Source organism: Nocardia sp. NPDC056564 (assembly GCF_042793755.1).
Classification (GTDB): Bacteria; Actinomycetota; Actinomycetes; order Mycobacteriales; family Mycobacteriaceae; genus Nocardia.
Genome location: NZ_JBHTUR010000024.1, coordinates 25,365 through 42,012 on the forward strand (window position 1 = coordinate 25,365; position 16,648 = coordinate 42,012).

Annotated in this window: 18 protein-coding genes; 9 read left to right on the forward strand and 9 right to left on the reverse strand. The window is 68.0% G+C overall.

Going from position 1 to position 16,648, the window contains the following annotated elements:
• Positions 1-42: 42 nt before the first annotated feature.
• From ACFQ9K_RS38805 to ACFQ9K_RS38820, 4 genes are all read right to left on the reverse strand, one after another.
• Positions 43-813: a 2-phosphosulfolactate phosphatase gene (locus tag ACFQ9K_RS38805; RefSeq protein ID WP_378723912.1), complete on the reverse strand. Its 771-nt coding sequence runs from the start codon at positions 811-813 to the stop codon at positions 43-45.
• A gap of 22 nt (positions 814-835) precedes the next feature.
• Positions 836-1,135 carry a hypothetical protein gene (locus ACFQ9K_RS38810; RefSeq protein WP_378723914.1) on the reverse strand — a complete coding sequence of 100 codons (300 nt, stop codon included), beginning with the start codon at positions 1,133-1,135 and terminating at the stop codon, positions 836-838.
• 91 nt (positions 1,136-1,226) lie between these two features.
• Complete coding sequence (locus tag ACFQ9K_RS38815; RefSeq protein ID WP_378723917.1) at positions 1,227-1,892, reverse strand: peptidylprolyl isomerase; 666 nt, start codon at positions 1,890-1,892, stop codon at positions 1,227-1,229.
• A 57-nt stretch (positions 1,893-1,949) separates the two neighbouring features.
• Positions 1,950-2,735 (reverse strand): DsbA family protein, encoded by a 786-nt coding sequence (locus ACFQ9K_RS38820; protein ID WP_378723920.1) that lies wholly within the window; start codon positions 2,733-2,735, stop codon positions 1,950-1,952.
• A gap of 172 nt (positions 2,736-2,907) precedes the next feature.
• Between ACFQ9K_RS38820 and ACFQ9K_RS38825 the strand changes: the two genes are divergently transcribed.
• Positions 2,908-3,306 (forward strand): NUDIX domain-containing protein, encoded by a 399-nt coding sequence (locus ACFQ9K_RS38825; RefSeq protein WP_378723923.1) that lies wholly within the window; start codon positions 2,908-2,910, stop codon positions 3,304-3,306.
• Positions 3,307-3,373: 67 nt separating this feature from the next.
• Here the strand turns inward: ACFQ9K_RS38825 and ACFQ9K_RS38830 are convergent, their stop codons facing one another.
• The 3 genes from ACFQ9K_RS38830 to ACFQ9K_RS38840 all read right to left on the reverse strand — a co-directional run bounded on the left by ACFQ9K_RS38830 (position 3,374) and on the right by ACFQ9K_RS38840 (position 6,402).
• Positions 3,374-3,997, reverse strand: coding sequence for a DUF6636 domain-containing protein (locus tag ACFQ9K_RS38830; protein ID WP_378984323.1), 624 nt, complete (start codon positions 3,995-3,997; stop codon positions 3,374-3,376).
• 139 nt (positions 3,998-4,136) lie between these two features.
• On the reverse strand, positions 4,137-5,216 hold the full coding sequence (locus ACFQ9K_RS38835) for an ADP-ribosylglycohydrolase family protein (protein WP_378718273.1): 1,080 nt from the start codon (positions 5,214-5,216) through the stop codon (positions 4,137-4,139).
• Positions 5,217-5,259: 43 nt separating this feature from the next.
• On the reverse strand, positions 5,260-6,402 hold the full coding sequence (locus ACFQ9K_RS38840; protein WP_378718272.1) for an LLM class flavin-dependent oxidoreductase: 1,143 nt from the start codon (positions 6,400-6,402) through the stop codon (positions 5,260-5,262).
• Positions 6,403-6,589: 187 nt separating this feature from the next.
• On the opposite strand from ACFQ9K_RS38840, the gene ACFQ9K_RS38845 reads away from it, so the two are divergent.
• Positions 6,590-8,308, forward strand: coding sequence for a DUF3556 domain-containing protein (locus ACFQ9K_RS38845; protein WP_378718270.1), 1,719 nt, complete (start codon positions 6,590-6,592; stop codon positions 8,306-8,308).
• Between the two features lies 1 nt (position 8,309).
• On the opposite strand, the gene ACFQ9K_RS38850 is transcribed toward ACFQ9K_RS38845, so the two are convergent.
• Positions 8,310-8,624, reverse strand: coding sequence for an NIPSNAP family protein (locus ACFQ9K_RS38850; RefSeq protein ID WP_378718268.1), 315 nt, complete (start codon positions 8,622-8,624; stop codon positions 8,310-8,312).
• A gap of 149 nt (positions 8,625-8,773) precedes the next feature.
• Between ACFQ9K_RS38850 and ACFQ9K_RS38855 the strand changes: the two genes are divergently transcribed.
• Both ACFQ9K_RS38855 and ACFQ9K_RS38860 read left to right on the forward strand, forming a co-directional pair.
• Positions 8,774-8,935, forward strand: a complete 162-nt coding sequence (locus tag ACFQ9K_RS38855) for a hypothetical protein (RefSeq protein WP_378718266.1) — start codon at positions 8,774-8,776, stop codon at positions 8,933-8,935.
• 145 nt (positions 8,936-9,080) lie between these two features.
• Positions 9,081-10,016, forward strand: coding sequence for an RDD family protein (locus ACFQ9K_RS38860; RefSeq protein ID WP_378718265.1), 936 nt, complete (start codon positions 9,081-9,083; stop codon positions 10,014-10,016).
• Positions 10,017-10,022: 6 nt separating this feature from the next.
• Here ACFQ9K_RS38860 and ACFQ9K_RS38865 read toward each other — a convergent pair whose 3' ends face one another.
• The gene (locus ACFQ9K_RS38865; protein ID WP_378718263.1) at positions 10,023-10,691 is read right to left on the reverse strand and encodes a VOC family protein; all 669 of its coding nucleotides are present in this window, start codon (positions 10,689-10,691) and stop codon (positions 10,023-10,025) included.
• Positions 10,692-10,891: 200 nt separating this feature from the next.
• Between ACFQ9K_RS38865 and ACFQ9K_RS38870 the strand changes: the two genes are divergently transcribed.
• From ACFQ9K_RS38870 to ACFQ9K_RS38890, 5 genes are read left to right on the forward strand one after another with little or no spacing between them, the layout of a single operon-like run.
• Positions 10,892-12,073 carry an ROK family transcriptional regulator gene (locus ACFQ9K_RS38870; protein WP_378718261.1) on the forward strand — a complete coding sequence of 394 codons (1,182 nt, stop codon included), beginning with the start codon at positions 10,892-10,894 and terminating at the stop codon, positions 12,071-12,073.
• 36 nt (positions 12,074-12,109) lie between these two features.
• Complete coding sequence (locus tag ACFQ9K_RS38875; RefSeq protein ID WP_378718260.1) at positions 12,110-13,450, forward strand: extracellular solute-binding protein; 1,341 nt, start codon at positions 12,110-12,112, stop codon at positions 13,448-13,450.
• Positions 13,451-13,457: 7 nt separating this feature from the next.
• Positions 13,458-14,417, forward strand: a complete 960-nt coding sequence (locus tag ACFQ9K_RS38880; protein WP_378718258.1) for a carbohydrate ABC transporter permease — start codon at positions 13,458-13,460, stop codon at positions 14,415-14,417.
• Positions 14,418-14,448: 31 nt separating this feature from the next.
• Positions 14,449-15,339 carry a carbohydrate ABC transporter permease gene (locus tag ACFQ9K_RS38885; protein WP_378718257.1) on the forward strand — a complete coding sequence of 297 codons (891 nt, stop codon included), beginning with the start codon at positions 14,449-14,451 and terminating at the stop codon, positions 15,337-15,339.
• Positions 15,339-16,625 (forward strand): 6-phospho-beta-glucosidase, encoded by a 1,287-nt coding sequence (locus tag ACFQ9K_RS38890; RefSeq protein WP_378718255.1) that lies wholly within the window; start codon positions 15,339-15,341, stop codon positions 16,623-16,625. The genes ACFQ9K_RS38885 and ACFQ9K_RS38890 overlap by 1 nt, the downstream gene beginning before the upstream one ends.
• The last annotated feature ends 23 nt before the right edge of the window (positions 16,626-16,648 follow it).

Genomic DNA, 16,648 nt, shown 5'->3' on the forward strand with positions numbered 1-16,648 from the left:
CGCGTGGCCGGACGTCACACTTCGGTCATCATTGTCCGCCACTCAGTGTGCCGCGTCGACGAATGCCCCGTCTACCAGCAGTGGAACGGTCCGGCCCGCGTCGATTTCGATCGCGATCGCGACATCGTCGGGGAATCCGAGGTCGGCCAGCTCGCGGCCGGAGGCGCAGTGCGAGATCAGCGACGGCACGTCGGCGGTCGCGGCATAGGTGGTCGCGGCCGCCGAGGCCTCCGGTGACAGCGGTCCGGCCCCGTTCGCGGCGAGCGCCGAGCTGACCGCGCCGGCCCCGAACCAGTCCTCGATCGCGGGCCGCAGCACGTCCTGACCCGGCCAATGTTCGCCGGCGGCGATGACCGCGACCGGCCGCTCGACGGTGCCCCAGCCCTGCCGGATGATCCACCGGGCGACCGCGGACGCGTTGCGCAGGCAGGCCGCGAGCACCGGCACTCCGGTGACCGCGGCCGAAATCGCCGATCCGTTCGGCGACGGCAGCACCAGGCGGGCCGGAGCGGGCGCCCGGCGTAGCGCCGCGGGCGACAGCGACCACGGCTGCTGCGCGGACACCGCCGTGCGCCCGACGGCCAGCCGAGCGTCCCGGTCGGTCGCGAACGCCGCGGCGGTCTCGTCCCGCCACGGGTAGGGGAATACCCGGGTGCCCGCCTCGACCGCGACCGACACCGACGTGGTGAACGACAGCACGTCGACGACGACAACTGCCGCGCTATCCGCCCCTGACGCCCGCGCACCCGCCAAACCCCAGTCGACCCGCACGCCCCACGGACGTTGTCTCGACCACTCGGGAATCTCCGGCATCAGCTCTGCGAATTCTCGACCATCAGAGGAAGTACGCGGTCCCCGAGGAACTTCCGGTTCCGTAGCCCATGCTCTTGAGCCAATTGCGGAAGTTGATCAGGGCATTGCCGACCGGGCCCGGATCGGAGCACGAGCCGCCGACCGAGGAGAAGGTGCACCCGTCATCCGCCACCGCGGACGTGCCGAGCTGGTTGCCGGCGGGCTGCCCGCTGTCCGCGGACGCGGGCGCCGATCCGGCCAGCACACCGGCGACCACGCCACCGGCCACCAGCACGCCGCTGATTCCACGTTTCCATTGCACACTGTCCTGGGATGTACTCATTCGTACGAAGCTACCGCACCGTGCGGTGAAAGCGTTTGTCGCGCAGCGCACCCCAACTATGGGGTCTCGCGGAATCCGCCGATCGGTGTAGCTAGCCCAACCTGGCGTTATTGATCAGAACCGGCTGGGCCGGCAGTCCATCCCGCTCGCCGCGTTCGGTCGGCGTGATGCCGGCGGCGACGATCCGATCCAGCACGTCCATGCCGCTCACGACCTGGCCGAGCACCGAATAGTTGGCCGGAATATGCGCGAACGAGTGGACGATGAAGAATTCGCTGCCGTTGGTGCCGGGGCCCTGATTGCCCATCGCGACCGTGCCGCGCTCGTAGGTCTCGGTGCCGTCGACCTCGTCGGGGAACTGGTAGCCGGGGCCGCCCTTCTCCACCTCGTAGATATCGCCGCACTGCAAGACGCCGAGGCGGGCGCTGTCGGTGAGCCGCCAGCATTGGCTCTGATCGTAGAAGCGTTGCAGCACCAGGCTTGCCATGTTCTGCGCGGCGCACGGTGCGGCCCCGGCGCGGTTCAGTCGCACGGTGACCGGCCCGTAGTTGAACTGGAAGGTCACGTCCATGGTGCCGACGGCCAGCGCGACCGGCGGCGGCGACACCACCGGCCGGGCCGCGGCGTTGTCCGGCGCGGTCGGCGTAAAGCTGCACGACACCACGGGCGCACCGGCCGAGGCCGGGGCGGTACCCGCGACCAGGCCGGACAGCGATAGGACGGAGATGGCGAGCGCAGCGCCCCAGCGTGAATTCATAGCGTGCAAACTAGCCGATAGTGCCGAATAACGTTCACTAACGCGGCAATCCACTCACTATCGCGCAGCGGTGATCAGGGGAGTGAGGCCTTCGGGGCCGAAGAGGGGCTGGGGTTCGGTGACTTGCTTGCCGTTGACGAATACCGAGGGGGTGGAGGTGATGCCGCCGGCCAGGAGTTCCTTGGTCTTCGTGCGGAGGTAGGGGTCGTACTTGCGGTCGGTAATGCATTGGGCCACTGCGGGATCGGTGTAGCCGGCGTCCCTGGCGAGCTCCAGCAGGCGCTCGTCGGGCAGGCCGTCACCGCCCTCGGCGGGCTGATTCTGGAACATCGCGGCCAGCCAGCCCTGGTACTTCGACGGGTCGGCCTCGGCGACGCAGTAGGACGCGTTGCCGGCCCGGGACGAGTACTGGGTCGTCGACGCGCGGTCCAGGAACGAGATGATGTTGTACTCGACGATGGCCGAACCGCCGGTCGCGGCGTCCTCGAGCGCCTTGGCGTTGGCCTTCTCGAACATCTGGCAGGCCGGGCATTGCAGGTCGGCGACGACGCGCACGACGACCTTCGCGGCCGGGTCGCCGATCCGGATCGCGCCGTTGTCGGTCACCCCCGCGGGGGTCGCGGGCAGTTGCTCGGCCACGGGGAGCGGGCTGGCGTTCTGGACCGGTTTCGGCGTGCCGATGACGTCCTTGGTGAGGTCGCGGGCGACGATCCCGACGCAGACCGCCGCGACGAGGGCGAAGAGCACGCCGCCCGCGATCAAGGCGGCCAGCACCTTGCGGTTGTGCGCCTCGCGCTCCGGCTCCGATGGGAGGGTGGACCAGCCACCCTGCGTGGTGTTCACGTGTATTCCCCCGTGCCTCTCGCCAATTCAACAGTTTCGCTCCGTCACGATAGTGGTTGCCGAACCTGTTTGGTGACGCTGACCGGGTGCAGTACACGTCCAGTACCGCTGAGCCGCCCGGCGGGGAATACTCGCTTGACCCCGGTCCCCGCCGGAAAAGTAGGGTGGGCCCGTGATTCGCACAGCCGCGTTGGCCCACGTCAGGGATCGTCGTCTGTTGCAGGCGCGATCGATCGGCAAGGACATCTTCTACATGGCGGGTGGGAAGATAGACCCCGGCGAGACGCCCGAGGGAGCACTGCGCCGCGAGGTGCGCGAGGAACTCGGCGTCGGCGTCGTTTCCTTCGACGAACTGGGCGTTTTCACCGCCCAGGCGGTGGGCTACGCGCCCGGCACGCAGCTGCACATGACCTGTTTCACCGCCGAACTGGACGGCGAACCGCAGCCGACCAGCGAGATCGCCGAGCTGCGCTACTTCACGGTCAGCGAGTACGCCGCGATGGACCACGTCGCGCCCGGCTCGATGCTGGTATTCCGCAAGCTGCACGAGCTCGGCATCGTCGACTGGTAGATGCCGAGCGTATAAGCCTGCGGCACAGAACTATTGGGCGGCCGCAGGCTACTGCTCGTGCCGTCGGTCAGAACAAGGACTGCGCGTCGGCCGCGATGAAGAATCCGTGCCCACCCTGATCGCACCTGATCCCGGCCTGCGTCGACGTGCATGCGGTGCCGCGGACGATGAGGGTCTGCCCGTAGCCGAGCACCTTGCCGCCGCCCTTGCTACCGCCGTCGAGCGGCGGTCCGACGAAGATGCCTTGGCTGGTGCAGAGGAACTTCGCCTTGCCGCCCACGACCTGCGCCGCCACCGCACGATTGGCGCGAGTGCCGCAATCGGGCAGTTCGGCCGGAACCACCGACGCGTGCTCCAGTTGGCAGCCGGTGCCGAGGGAGTCGGCCTCGACGAAGCCGCACATGATGTTTCCGCTCGGCGACTGGAAGTAGTACTTGTCCCCGCTCTGATAGTCGCGCGCGTCGACGGTCGCGTCGTCGCGGCTCGGCAGCTTCGTGGTGGCGTCGGCGCCAGCCGTCTCCGGTGCCGCGGTCGAACCGCTCCGCGGCGCACCCGTCGGCCCGGTGCCTGCGGCACCGGGAACACTCGTGCCAGGCGCGGTGCTCGCGGCCGGGCTCTTCGCGGTGTCCGAACACCCGGTCAGGGCGCCGATCGCGGCCACGGCCGCGAACGCCAGAACAATTGCCTTCATCTCGTCTCCTCCGTCGATTCCACCCCCACGATCTTGTCGATCATCGATGAGCCGAGCCGAGTCGTTACTTCGGCATGGCAACGGACGGCGGTCCACGCCGGAAATCCGGTTCGCGGACAGCCGTTTTCGGTGCGCCGGGTTAGTGGCTCTCGTCGATCGGGTAGCGTGCTTCGAGCCCCGACCGGTCGCCGACGCCGAAGTTCATGACCAGGTCGTCGGCGACCTGGATCAGCACATCGCGTCCCTCGACCGTGGACACCAGATCCATCGGCAGCGCGGAGACCCCGTGCACGGCGCCGATCAGGTTGCCCGCGACCGCGCCGGTCGAGTCCGAATCGCCGGAGTGGTTCACCGAGAGCAGCAGCGCCGCCCGGATATCGCCGCTCTCGACCGAGTGCAGCGCGCAATACACCGCGATGGCCAGGCATTCCTCGGCGATCCAGCCCGCCCCGACGCGCTCCACCTGTTCGGCGGTGGGCGCCTCCGCCGCCGACTCGACGGCCCGGGTCAAGGCCGCCACCGTCTCCTCGCTCGACGGAATCCCCGCGAGCTGACCGATCGTCTCCCGCACCGCGATCGGCAACTCGACTCCGCTGACCACCCGATCGAGAATCGCCGCGAACGCGCCCGCCGCGAGGTACCCCGTCGGATGTCCATGCGTCAGTTGCGCCGCCCGCGCCGCCAGGACAAACGCTTGATCAGCGCCCATTCCGGCCAATCCGAATGGCGCGGAACGCATCACGGTGCCGCAGCCTTTCGAATGCGGATTAACCGGCCCTTCCGCCCCGAACGGCTCCGGCGGATGATATTCGCGCGCCTGCCGGGCAAGCCCGGACATGCACGCGTTTCCCGGCGCCCGGGACGCATACAGAAACGGCAGGCTCGCCAGCCAGCCATCGGTGTGGTCCGCGGGCCCGCTTTCTTGCTGAGTCCGCAACCAGCGCAGATAAGCCCGCCGCAACGCCGGCACCGGATCCGCCCCCGCCGCCGACCGCAACAACCCTTCGGCGGTGAACAACGTCATCTGCGTATCGTCGGTAATCTCTTGCGGCGCACCCATATTCGCCTGCGGCACAAACCCGGTCACCCCGCTTTCGCCGTGCCGCCCCCGAATCTGCTCCAGCTTCAAGAACTCGATAGGCCACCCCAGCGCGTCGCCGACCGCCCCACCCAGCAGGGATCCCCGAACCCGCTCGAATATCGTCGCGTAATCCACCATAAGGTCCCATCATTCCCGACCCGCCCGCCCCTGTCCCAGGACCTCACCCGGCCCGGCGCAACCGCGCGGCCAGCCAGAGCACGACACCGTAACCGAACGCCGCGTCGGCGCTCGATACCAGCGCGGCCGTCGGGAACACGACGGCATGCCGCAATCCCGCGTCGGCCAGTTCGCGAATGCGGGTGAGAACCTCTGGGGGAGTGCCGATCATGAGCCATTCGTGCAGCACCTCGTCCGGCACCTGCGCGATCGCCTCCTGCACGTCGGCCTTGGTCAGCCGATGCGGCATGAGATCGATCAGGCCGCGGAATCCCTCGCCGAACGGATGTTTCGCACCGCAGCGCGCCCACACCGCGTCCGGCGCCAGCAGCGCCATGTAGCGAATCCCGGGGTGGCGCATCAGTCTCCGGATGCCTGCGGGCGTGCGCGCGGTGAGCATGGAGATCATGGTGGCGGGGACGATCGCCTCGGGATCGCGCCCCGCGGCGCGGGCGGCGGTGTGCACCACCTGCAGTCGTCGCCCGTACTCGTCGGGCGACATCGCCTCCCACGGATACCAGCCGTCGGCGTAACGCCCGGTCAGTTCCAGCATGCGCGGACCGTGCGCGCCGAGCCAGATCTGCGGCATCCGGTCCGCCGGCGCGGTCAAATCCATTGGCGCGCCGTCGATCCGGTAGTACTTGCCGGTGAAGTCGAAGGGCTCCGTCGCGGTCAGCGCGGTGCGCAGCACCTGGAGCGCCTCGGCCAGCCGGGAGACCGGCCGGTCCCAGGCGAATCCGTAGGGATCGAGGTTTTCCCGTTCGCCGCAACCGAGTCCGAGGATGGGCGGCGTCTTCGTCAGGTGCGCCAGCGTGAGGAACGTCTGCGCGAGCAGCACCGGATGCCTGCGGATCGGATCGGTGACCCCGACGCCCAGCTGCACCCGGCCGGCGCCGGCGGCCAGAGTGGCCAGCAGCGGTGCGTAATCGAACTGCTCGTCCGGGCTGCGGACCACCTTCGCCTGCGGGGTGAAGTCGGTATCCCAGATGGCCCTGGGGAACACGCTGATCAAATGATCCGGCGCCAGGATGGAATCCAGCCGACCCAGCTTGGCCAGCCGCACCAGGAGGCGCGAGGCGCTCAGCGGCGGATTGACCCCGGCCATGGTGCCCACCGCGAACGACCGGGAACTGTGCGAGTCCGACACCGTGGTCTCCTCTCGGCCGGTGCCGCATCGGGCACCCCCACCCGATTATCCCGGCTACCCCAGGTCCGCGTCCGGCGAATCCGCCGGGCAGAATTGACACACGTTGCAGTTCCTGCGAATGTTCGAGGGACCGCGAGGTCCCCGATTCGGCTGGGCGCCTCGGTGTCGTCGAGTCGGAGCGTGCGCTATGGGCTTTCTGCAACCCGAACTGCCGGTGGTCGATCTGGCGGAGTGGAGCAAGGGCACCCGCGGCGAACGAATCCGGCCGATGGCCAGGCACTGGGCCGAGGTGGGCTTCGGGACGCCGGTCGCGCTGCACCTGTTCTACGTCGCCAAGATCGTCCTCTACGTGCTCGGCGGCTGGCTGATCGTGTTGGCCACCAAGGGCATCGACGGGTTCACCGCCGTCGATGCGTGGTGGTCGGAGCCGATCGTCTTCCAGAAGGTCGTGCTGTACACGCTGCTGTTCGAGGTGGTCGGGCTCGGCTGCGGATTCGGGCCGCTGAACAACCGGTTCTTTCCGCCGTTCGGCTCGATCCTGTATTGGTTGCGGCCCAAGACCATTCGGCTGCCGCCCTGGCCGGGCCGAATTCCGTTGACCAAGGGCGACACTCGTTCGGTACTGGATGTCGTGCTGTACGCGGCGTTGCTGGTGCTGACCGTGATCGCGTTGCTGTCGGACGGGACCGACCCGGTGCGCGAGCTGGATACGACGGTGGGGCTGCTGCCGGTGTGGCAGATCCTGGCGGTGCTCGGTGTGCTCGCGGTGCTCGGCCTGCGCGACAAGGTGATCTTCCTGGCGGCCCGCGGCGAGGTGTACGCCACCCTCGCGGTCACCTTCCTGTTCACCGGCGTCGACATGATCGTCGCCGCCAAGGTGGTCTTCCTGGTGATCTGGATGGGCGCCGCGACCTCCAAGCTGAACAAGCACTTCCCGTTCGTGGTGTCCACCATGATGTCCAACAGTCCGGTGTTCCGGCGAAAGGCGTGGAAACGCAGGTTCTTCGAGAACTTCCCCGACGACCTGCGCCCCGGCAGGCTGTCCCGGATCTTCGCGCACGGCGCGACGGTCGTCGAGATGCTGGTCCCGCTGGTGTTGTTCTTCTCCCACGGCGGTCTCGTGACCACGATCGCGGCGATCGTGATGGTCGGCTTCCACCTGGGCATCCTGACCGCCGTGCCGATGGGCGTGCCGCTGGAGTGGAACGTCTTCATGATCTTCGGCGTGCTGGTGCTGTTCGTCGCGCACGCCGATCTCGGCCTCGGCGACCTGCACCACCCCGCGCCGGTGGCGGTGCTGTTCGTGGTGATCGCCGGCACGGTGATCGCCGGAAACCTGTTCCCGCGCAAGATCTCCTTCCTGCCGGGCATGCGCTACTACGCGGGCAATTGGGATACCACCATGTGGTGCGTGAAGCCGTCGGCGGCGGCCAAGATCGGGCAGGGGATCGTCGCGATCGCCAGCATGCCGCAGGCGCAGCTGGAGCGGTTCTACGGCAAGGACCGCGCGGTGATCCCGATGTTCATGGGATACGCCTTCCGCGCGATGAACACCCACGGCCGCGCCCTGTTCACCCTCGTCCATCGCGCCATGGCGGACGGTCGCGAGGACGAGTACACCATCACCGACGGCGAACGCATCTGTAGCACCGCCATCGGCTGGAACTTCGGCGACGGGCACATGCACAACGAGCAGCTCATCGCCGCGATGCAGCGGCGCTGCCGGTTCGAGCCCGGCGAGGTGCGCGTCGTGCTGCTCGACGCCCAGCCGATCCACCGGGGGACGCAGGAATACCGGCTCGTCGACGCCGCCACCGGCGAGTTCGAACGCGGGTTCGTCAACGTCGCGGACATGGTGACCCGCCAGCCGTGGGCCGACGACGTGCCGGTGCACGTCCGCGACTGAGCTACGCCGGATCCGGGAGCATGGGCCGCATGAACGTGCGCTCGTAGCGCAGCACGCACCCGCTCTCGTCCCGGATGCGATCCGCGGCGATGAAGTCGGGGTCGACGCCGAACAACTCCCGGTACTGTTCGTAGGCGCTGAGACTGGCGAAACTGAATAGCGCCATCGCCTTGTCGCTGGCCCCTTCGCCGGGCAGGAAGTAGCCGTGGTGGGTGCCGCCGTGGCGCCGCACCAACTCCATCCATCGGCGCCCGAATCGTTCGAAGGCCTCGATCTTCGCGGGATCGATCACGTACTCCACTACACAGGTGATCACCAGGTCAGCGTACGGGCGTCGCGGTGGCCGACCGACGAACCGCTGTGTTCTGGATCACACATTGTTTGGGTGGTCGGGTCCGGGGCATATCGCCGGACGGTGCACAGCGCGCCGGCGAAAACAGTGCTTCGGAAGGATCGGTATCTGTCGTGGGTTTGCTACTGGTGGGAATCGGTACTGCGTCGGCCGTCGTGATCGCGACGCACGGCGTAGTGGTCGCCGCGCACCTGGCCCAGCGCCGCCCGGCCCCGCGTCGCCGGGCCGTCGCCGTGGACGTGCACACCACGAACACCCCGCGCGTCTCCGCGTAGCGCGCCCGGCTCGGCTCGAGCCACGACACCTCATGGACCGCCGTCGTGTCGGTTGTTCGGCCGATGGTGCGGCCTCGTCGCAGCGAGCAATCTGTTAGAGCAAACACAGAGCGCCGGGTCCCGGCACTGCGAAGAGGTGCACACGATGGCCGAGCACATCCCGCCACCCGACCGGGCTCCGGCGAGTCGGCGAATCGCCGCCTGGGCAATCGATTTCGGCCTCATCATCTGCGCGGCGGTGCTACTCGGCTCGGTGACCCACTATCGGATCGCCGACTACCTCTCCAGCTGGCCGGGGCTCGCGCAGGAGGGCGGCTGGCGCCTGTTCCGCGCGAACGGGGATTGGGGCGGTGCGGGAAAAGCGTTCGGGTGGGACGTCTTCGGTGAGATCCTGCTGCTCGTCACCGAGGCGTTCGTCGCCTTGGTGCTGATCGTGTTCGCCTACCAGTTCGCCGCGCTCGCCTGGAAGGGGCGCACGCTCGGAAAGTTCTTGCTGGACATCCGGGTGCAGTCGCTCGCGGATCCGCAAGGCGCGCTGAGCAAAGGGCAGTCGGCCCGGCGGGCCTGCGCGAGCACGATGGTGGATGTCGGGTTGTACTCCGCCGCCTGCATCGCGCTGCTCGCGGGCAAGTTCGTGCTCTCCCTTGTGCTCTGGGTGGTCGCCGTGGTGGCGCTGATCGGCAACGCGGTCCCGCTGGCGGGCGGTCGGACGGTGATCGATCGCCTCGCCGGCACGACGGTCGTTCGCGCGGGGTTGTACCAAAAGTCTTGGCAGGCAGCCAAAGACGCGGCCATCGTCGAACGCGGCGCGCAGGCCGGTCTGGCCCGGATGCACGCGGTCACCAGCGCCATGCGGGAACAGGCGCAGCATCTCGCCGAGGACGAACGACTCCGGCAGCTGCGCGAATCGAACCAGGCCGCACAGCTGCGCCGGATCGGGCAGGACGCGGGCAGGCATACCGGCGCGACGGCCAGGCAGCTGCTCAATTCCGAACGCGGACAGCAGGCTCAGGACACGGCCAAGCGCGTCGGCTCGAATCTCCGCGCGGCGTACGCCAAGCGCCGCGGCTCGCACAGCTGATCCGGGTCATCCGGCGATGCGCGCCGTCTCGCCGAGGGTGCGGACGGCGCCGCTCTTCGGCGCATCGATGCGCACCGCCACCGCCGCCCTGGCCGGCCGGTCGGCCTCGGTCGGGAACCAAATCCGTTCCCGGTCAACCAGAATGATCAGCCCGTCATGGTCACCGACCGGAGTGAAGGCGGGCAGCCGCGGCGTGAAGGCGGCGAGACCGTACGTCTCGGTGAGTTCGCCGACCGCTTGCTGAACGTCGGGCACGCCGATCCCGACCTCGCTGATCGACAACAGCCTCGGGGTCGCACCGGTGCCGGTGGGAACTCCGGCATCGGCCGCTCGCGCGATCAGCTCCAGCACGATGCCGTCCGGTCCGCGGAAGTAGAGCGAGCGCGAATCCCAGCCGGGCGGCCCCTCGATGATCTCGGAGCCGTTCGACGTGATCAGCTCGACCCGGCGCCCCAACCACTTCCGCGCAAGCCCGAACTCGTCTGGGGAAATCCCGAACGCCAGATGATGCGCACCCGAGAAGGTTTCGCCACGGGTCAGGACGAGCGTGCCGAGGCCGATTTCGACCGTTACCTGATCGCCGCCGACCACGACCGGTAGTTCGAGCACGTTTCGATAGAACTCCGCCGCCGCATCGAGATCCGTTGTGCTGATGGTTACTTCGCGAATTCTCATGACTTTCCCTTCGGTCGGTCACGAGGTTAGATCCTCAACAACGGTTGAGGTCAATCGGCGCCCTGTGCCGCATGACGTTTGGGTATCCGCTATGCGGACAGCGATTGACAGGCTGTCGAACCGGACATACAGTCCCTCCTCAAAGTAATTGGAAACTTTCCTAATAGTTCACCCGGTGCGGGGTGAGGGGAGGGGGTCGCGTGGCCACACGGCAGACCCTCGCCGGCACGCCCAGCCTGCTGCGCGCGATCAACGATCGCGCCGCGCTGGAGCTGCTGCTCGCCAACGGCCCGCTGTCCCGGACCCAAATCGGCACGCTCACCGGCCTTTCCAAGCCGACCGCCTCGCAGCTGCTCGGCCGGCTGGAGGCGGCGGGGCTGGTCGTCCCGGTCGGCACCATGGCCGGCGGCCCCGGGCCGAATGCGCAGCTGTACCAGGTGAATCCGGCGGCCGGGTATGTCGCCGGACTCGATGTGACGGCCTCCAGGATCCGCATCGCGGTCGCGGACATCACCGGTCGCACGCTCGCCGAACACGAGGTCTCCACCAAGGGCTGGCCCGCCGCCGAAACCACCGCCAGGGTGGGCGAGGCGGTCGGCGAGGCGGTCGAACTGGCCGGGCTCGCCGAGGGCGTCTGCTGCGAGGTGGTGATCGGCATCGGCGGCGCGCTCGATCCGGCCACCGGCAAGCTCCGCTACGCGACCCACCTGCCCGGCTGGCACTCGCCGCGCCTGGTCGCCGAGCTGGAGGACGCGATCGGCTGCTCGGTGTCGATCGAGAACGACGTCAATCTCGCCGCGATCGCCGAGCAGGCGCACGGCGCGGCCCAGGGGTGCGAGGACTTCGTGCTGCTCTGGACCGGCGTCGGCGTCGGCGCGGCCATCGTGATCGCCGGCCGGTTGCACCGCGGATTCCACAGCGGTGCGGGCGAAGTCGGCTACATGCCGCTGCCGGGTGCGCCGATCGTGCACGACGTGCGCCGGAAGAACTCCGGTGGCTTCCAGCAATTGGCCGGTGCGCCCGCGGTGCTGGCGCTGGCCAAGCAGCACGGACTGTCCGCGCCGACCGCCGCCAGGGTGGTGGCCGAGGCGCTGGAGACGCCGGGCTCCGGCGACGCGTTCCTGGTCGAGTTCGCGGGCCGCCTGGCGCTCGGCCTGGCCTCGATCGTCTCGGTGGTCGACCCCGAGCTGCTGATCCTGGCCGGCGACGTGCCGACCGCCGGTGGCGAACGGCTGCGCGCGCTGGTCGAAGAAGCGTTGACCGAACTCACCTTTCCGCGTCCCGAGGTGCGTTCGAGCACGCTGCCGGGCTCGCCGGTACTGCACGGCGCGCTGGAACGCGCGCTGGCCACTACGCGGGACTCCGTGTTCTCGACCCATTGATCCGCCGCACAACAGCAGTACCCAGGAGAACCGCACATGCGCAGAACAACTCGCCGCACCCTCGCCGCCCTCACCGCATGCGCGACCACCGCGCTGTTGCTCACCGCCTGTACCGGCCAGAGTTCCACCGGCGGTGACGACGGATCGGCCGAGGGCAAGGACGTCACCATCACCTTCTGGCACGGCTGGAGCCAGGACACCGAGGTCAAGGCGATCGAGGACAACATCGCCGCCTTCGAGAAGCTGCATCCGAACATTCACGTCAAACCGGTCGGCAATATCGCCGACGACAAGCTCGAGCAGGCGCTGCGCGGCGGCGGCCGCGACGCCCCGGACGTGGTGTCCTCGTTCACCACCGACAATGTCGGCAAGTTCTGTGCCGCCAAAGTGTGGGCCGATCTGGCGCCGTTCATGCAGAAGGACGGCATCGATCCGGCCACGACGTTCCCGGCCGGGATGCTGAAATACAGCCAGTTCGAGGCAAACCAGTGCGCGCTGCCGCTGCTGGGCGATTCCTACGGCCTGTACTACAACAAGACCGCCTTCGCTGCCGCCGGAATCACCTCGCCACCAAAGACATTCAGTGAGTTCGAGGCGGCGGCGCGCAAGCTGACCATCCCCGAGGGGGACAGCTTCAAGCAGCTCGGCTTCCTGCCGAATTACCACGGCTACGAGACCGCCGCCACGCGCTACCTGGCTCAGTACGGGGTCGACTACTTCGGCGCGGACGGGAAGTCGAACATCGCGACCGATCCCAGGGTCGCCGCGATGTTCGCCTGGCAGAAGGACCTGATCGCCAAGCTCGGCGGGTACGACCGGCTGGAGAAATACCGCACCACCTTCGGCGAGGAGTTCAGCGCCAAGAATCCGTTCCACACCGGGCAGGTGGCCATGGCGCTGGACGGCGAGTGGCGTACCGCCTCGATCGCGGAGAACCCGGTGAGCTTCGAGTGGGCCACCGCGCCCTTCCCGGTGCCGGACGATCAGGCCGCCACCTATGGCCGCGGCTACCAGACCGGCACCATCATCGGCATCGCCAACTCCAGCCGAAAGCAGACCGCCGCTTGGCAATTGGTGAAGTACCTGACCACCGACACCGATGCGGTGGTCAGCTTCGCCAACGCCATCCACAACGTGCCGAGCACCATCGAGGCGCTGAATTCGCCGAAGCTGACCGCGGATCCGAACTTCCGGACCTTCATCGACATCGCCAAGAACCCGAACTCGTCCACCACGCCGTCCAGCATCAACGGTGGCGCGTACCAGCTTTCGCTGCGCAACTTCGGCTACGAGTACGAGGCGGGCAAGGTCGATCTCGCGGCGGGCCTGGCCGCGACCGCGAAGGAAATCGACGAGGCGATCGTCCAGGCGAAGTGATGTAGCGATGGCATCGATGACCGCGACCGTTCCGGCGGCGCTGAAACGCAAGCGCCGCCGGGGGAATCTGCGCACCCTGGCGTTCCTGTCGCCGTGGCTGATCGGGTTCGGCTTCTTCTTCGCCTACCCGCTGCTGTCCACCCTCTACTTCTCCTTCATGAGGTACGACGGGTTCGCCGCGCCGACCTTCACCGGGCTGAAGAACTGGGACTACGTCCTGGCCAAGTACCCCTTCTTCTGGCAGGGGCTGGGCAACACGCTGTGGCTGGTGCTGATCATGGTGTCGCTGCGCGTGGTCTTCGGGCTCGGCATCGGGCTGCTGGTCACCAAGATCAAGACCGGGCTCGGGTTCTTCCGCACGGTGTTCTACCTGCCGTTCCTCGCCCCGCCGGTCGCGGCCACCATCGCTTTCGCCTTCCTGCTGAACCCGGGGACCGGGCCGGTCAACCATCTGCTCGGCAATCTCGGTCTGCCGCAACCGGGTTGGTTCACCGATCCGGAATGGTCCAAGCCCGCGCTGACCATGCTGGCGCTGTGGGGGATCGGCGATCTGATGGTCATCTTCACCGCGGCGCTGCTGGACGTGTCGCGGGAGCAGTACGAGGCGGCCGAGCTGGACGGCGCCGGCCCCTGGCAGCGATTCCGGTATGTCACGCTGCCGAACATCATGCCCATCGTGCTGTTCGCGGTGGTCACCGGCGTGATCCAGACCATGCAGTACTACACCCAGGCGATGGTCGCCGGGAAGGTCGCCAGCGGCAAGGCGGGCAACTCGGGCGAGGCGTTCGAAGCCGGCTATCCGCACGGCTCCACCTGGACGCTGCCGCAGATGGTCTACAACCTCGGCTTCCAGCGCTTCGATCTGGGGTCCGCGTGTGTCGTCGCGGTGATCCTGTTCGCCCTGTCGATGGCGTTCACCGCGCTGCTGCTGCGGCGCAAATCCGGCTTCTTGCAGGAGGACGCATGAGTGGGTCAGGGCAGGCGAAAGGTGCAGCGCGATGACCATGACGACAACGCTCCCGGTGCCGGTGTCCGTGCCGACGGTCGAGGCCGAGGGTGCGCGCCGGAAGCGGCTGCTGAACTGGATCGCCGTGCACGCGTTCGCGATCGCGGGCGCGGTGCTGTTCCTGATGCCGTTCGTATTCGTCTTCTTCACCTCGGTGATGTCGGACCGGCAGGCGCTCACCGCCGATCTGTGGCCCGCCGAGTGGCACTGGGGGAACTACGTAAAGGTCTGGGACACACCGGGATTCCTCACCTGGTGGCGCAACACGCTGGTGTACGCGGTGGCCGGTACCGCGCTGACGCTGCTGTCCAGCGTCCCGGTGGCGTACGCGCTGGCCAAGTTCCGGTTCCGTGGCCGCAATCTGGCGCTGATGGCCGTGGTTTCGATGATGATGCTGCCGCCGCAGGTGACGGTCATCCCGATGTATCTGATCTGGGCCAAGCAGTTTCATCTCACCGGTTCGCTGTGGCCGCTGATCATTCCGCTGGCGTTCGGTGACGCCTTCTCCATCTTCCTGCTGCGTCAGTTCCTGCTGACCATCCCCAACGACTATCTGGAGGCCGCCCGCATCGACGGCTGCGGCGAGCTGCGCATCCTGCTGCGGATCGTGCTGCCGATGGCCAAGCCCGCCATCGCGGCGGTCGCGCTGTTCCAGTTCTTCTATTGCTGGAACGACTATTTCGGCCCGCAGATCTATGCCAGCGAGAACCCGGGCGCCTGGACCCTGAGCTACGGCCTGGAGTCGTTCAAGAGCGCGCACCACACCAACTGGAACCTCACCATGGCCGCCACCCTGCTGGTGATGGCGCCGGTGATCATCCTGTTCTTCTTCGCACAGAAAGCCTTCATCGAAGGCGTGACACTGACAGGGGTCAAGGGCTGATGGGCGCACTCAAGCTAGCCATAGTCGGTGGTGGTTCCACCTATACGCCGGAGCTGATCGACGGATTCGCCCGTCTGCGGGCGAGTTTGCCGATCGAGGAAGTGGTTCTCGTCGACCCGGCCGCGGATCGGCTGGAGCTGATCGCGGGGCTGGCCCGCCGGATCTTCGCCAAGCAGGGCCACGGTGCGCGGGTCAGCACCGCCGCCTCGATCGCGGACGGCGTGGACGGCGCCGACGCGGTGCTGCTCCAGTTGCGGGTCGGCGGGCAGGCCGCGCGCAACGAGGACGAGAGCTGGCCGCTCGAATGTGGCTGTGTCGGACAGGAAACGACCGGCGCCGGCGGGCTGGCGAAGGCGCTGCGCACCGTCCCGGTGGTGCTGGAGATCGCCGAGCAGGTGCGCCGGGCCAACCCGGACGCCTGGATCATCGACTTCACCAACCCGGTCGGGATCGTCACCCGCGCGCTGCGGGACGCGGGACACAAGGCGGTCGGCCTGTGCAACGTCGCCATCGGATTCCAGCGAAAGTTCGCCGCGCACTTGGGCGTTGACCCCGAGTGTATTCGGCTCGACCATGTCGGCCTCAATCACCTCACCTGGGTCCGTGGCGTCACCGTGCTCGACTATCCGGGCGCCGGCACCGGTCACGAGGCGTTACCCGAGCTCCTCGCCGGCTTCGGCGAGGAGATCGCCGCCGACGTGCGGCTGCCCCTTCCGCTGATCCGGCGCCTCGGTGTCGTCCCCTCGTACTACCTGCGCTACTTCTATCAGCACGATGTGGTGGTCGAGGAGCTCGCGACGAAGGGTTCCCGGGCCGCCGAGGTCGCGGCCATCGAGCGGCAGCTGCTGACCATGTACGCCGACCCGACCCTGGACACCAAGCCCGAACTGCTCGGAACCCGCGGCGGCGCTTTCTATTCCGAGGCCGCGGTCCATCTGCTCGCCGCCCTGCTCGGCACCGGCGACACCGGCATCCAGGTGGTCAACACCCGCAACGAGGGCACCTTGCCGTTCCTGCCCGACGACGCGGTGATCGAAGTGCCGGCGGAGGTGGGCGCCGCAGGGGTGCGCCCACTACCGCAACCGCCGGTCGAACCCCGCTACGCGGGCTTGATCGCCCACGTCACCGCCTACGAGCAGCTCGCGTTGCGGGCCGCGCTCGACGGTAGTCGCGACCGAGTCTTCGACGCGCTACTAGCTCACCCGCTGGTCGGCCAGAACGAACTGGCCGAGCAGCTGACCGACCGGCTGATCGCCCACAACCGCGCTTACCTGAGCTGGGTGTGATCATGCCGACAAACACCGTGCAC

Bases quoted from the DNA above. Each gene is read 5' to 3' on its own strand.
- ACFQ9K_RS38805 (WP_378723912.1), bottom strand. From the start codon at position 813: ATGCCGGAGATTCCCGAGTGGTCGAGACAACGTCCGTGGGGCGTGCGG.
- ACFQ9K_RS38810 (WP_378723914.1), bottom strand. From the start codon at position 1,135: ATGAGTACATCCCAGGACAGTGTGCAATGGAAACGTGGAATCAGCGGC.
- ACFQ9K_RS38815 (WP_378723917.1), bottom strand. From the start codon at position 1,892: ATGAATTCACGCTGGGGCGCTGCGCTCGCCATCTCCGTCCTATCGCTG.
- ACFQ9K_RS38830 (WP_378984323.1), bottom strand. From the start codon at position 3,997: ATGAAGGCAATTGTTCTGGCGTTCGCGGCCGTGGCCGCGATCGGCGCC.
- ACFQ9K_RS38835 (WP_378718273.1), bottom strand. From the start codon at position 5,216: ATGGTGGATTACGCGACGATATTCGAGCGGGTTCGGGGATCCCTGCTG.
- ACFQ9K_RS38845 (WP_378718270.1), top strand. From the start codon at position 6,590: ATGGGCTTTCTGCAACCCGAACTGCCGGTGGTCGATCTGGCGGAGTGG.
- ACFQ9K_RS38860 (WP_378718265.1), top strand. From the start codon at position 9,081: ATGGCCGAGCACATCCCGCCACCCGACCGGGCTCCGGCGAGTCGGCGA.
- ACFQ9K_RS38865 (WP_378718263.1), bottom strand. From the start codon at position 10,691: ATGAGAATTCGCGAAGTAACCATCAGCACAACGGATCTCGATGCGGCG.
- ACFQ9K_RS38875 (WP_378718260.1), top strand. From the start codon at position 12,110: ATGCGCAGAACAACTCGCCGCACCCTCGCCGCCCTCACCGCATGCGCG.
- ACFQ9K_RS38880 (WP_378718258.1), top strand. From the start codon at position 13,458: ATGGCATCGATGACCGCGACCGTTCCGGCGGCGCTGAAACGCAAGCGC.
- ACFQ9K_RS38885 (WP_378718257.1), top strand. From the start codon at position 14,449: ATGACCATGACGACAACGCTCCCGGTGCCGGTGTCCGTGCCGACGGTC.
- ACFQ9K_RS38890 (WP_378718255.1), top strand. From the start codon at position 15,339: ATGGGCGCACTCAAGCTAGCCATAGTCGGTGGTGGTTCCACCTATACG.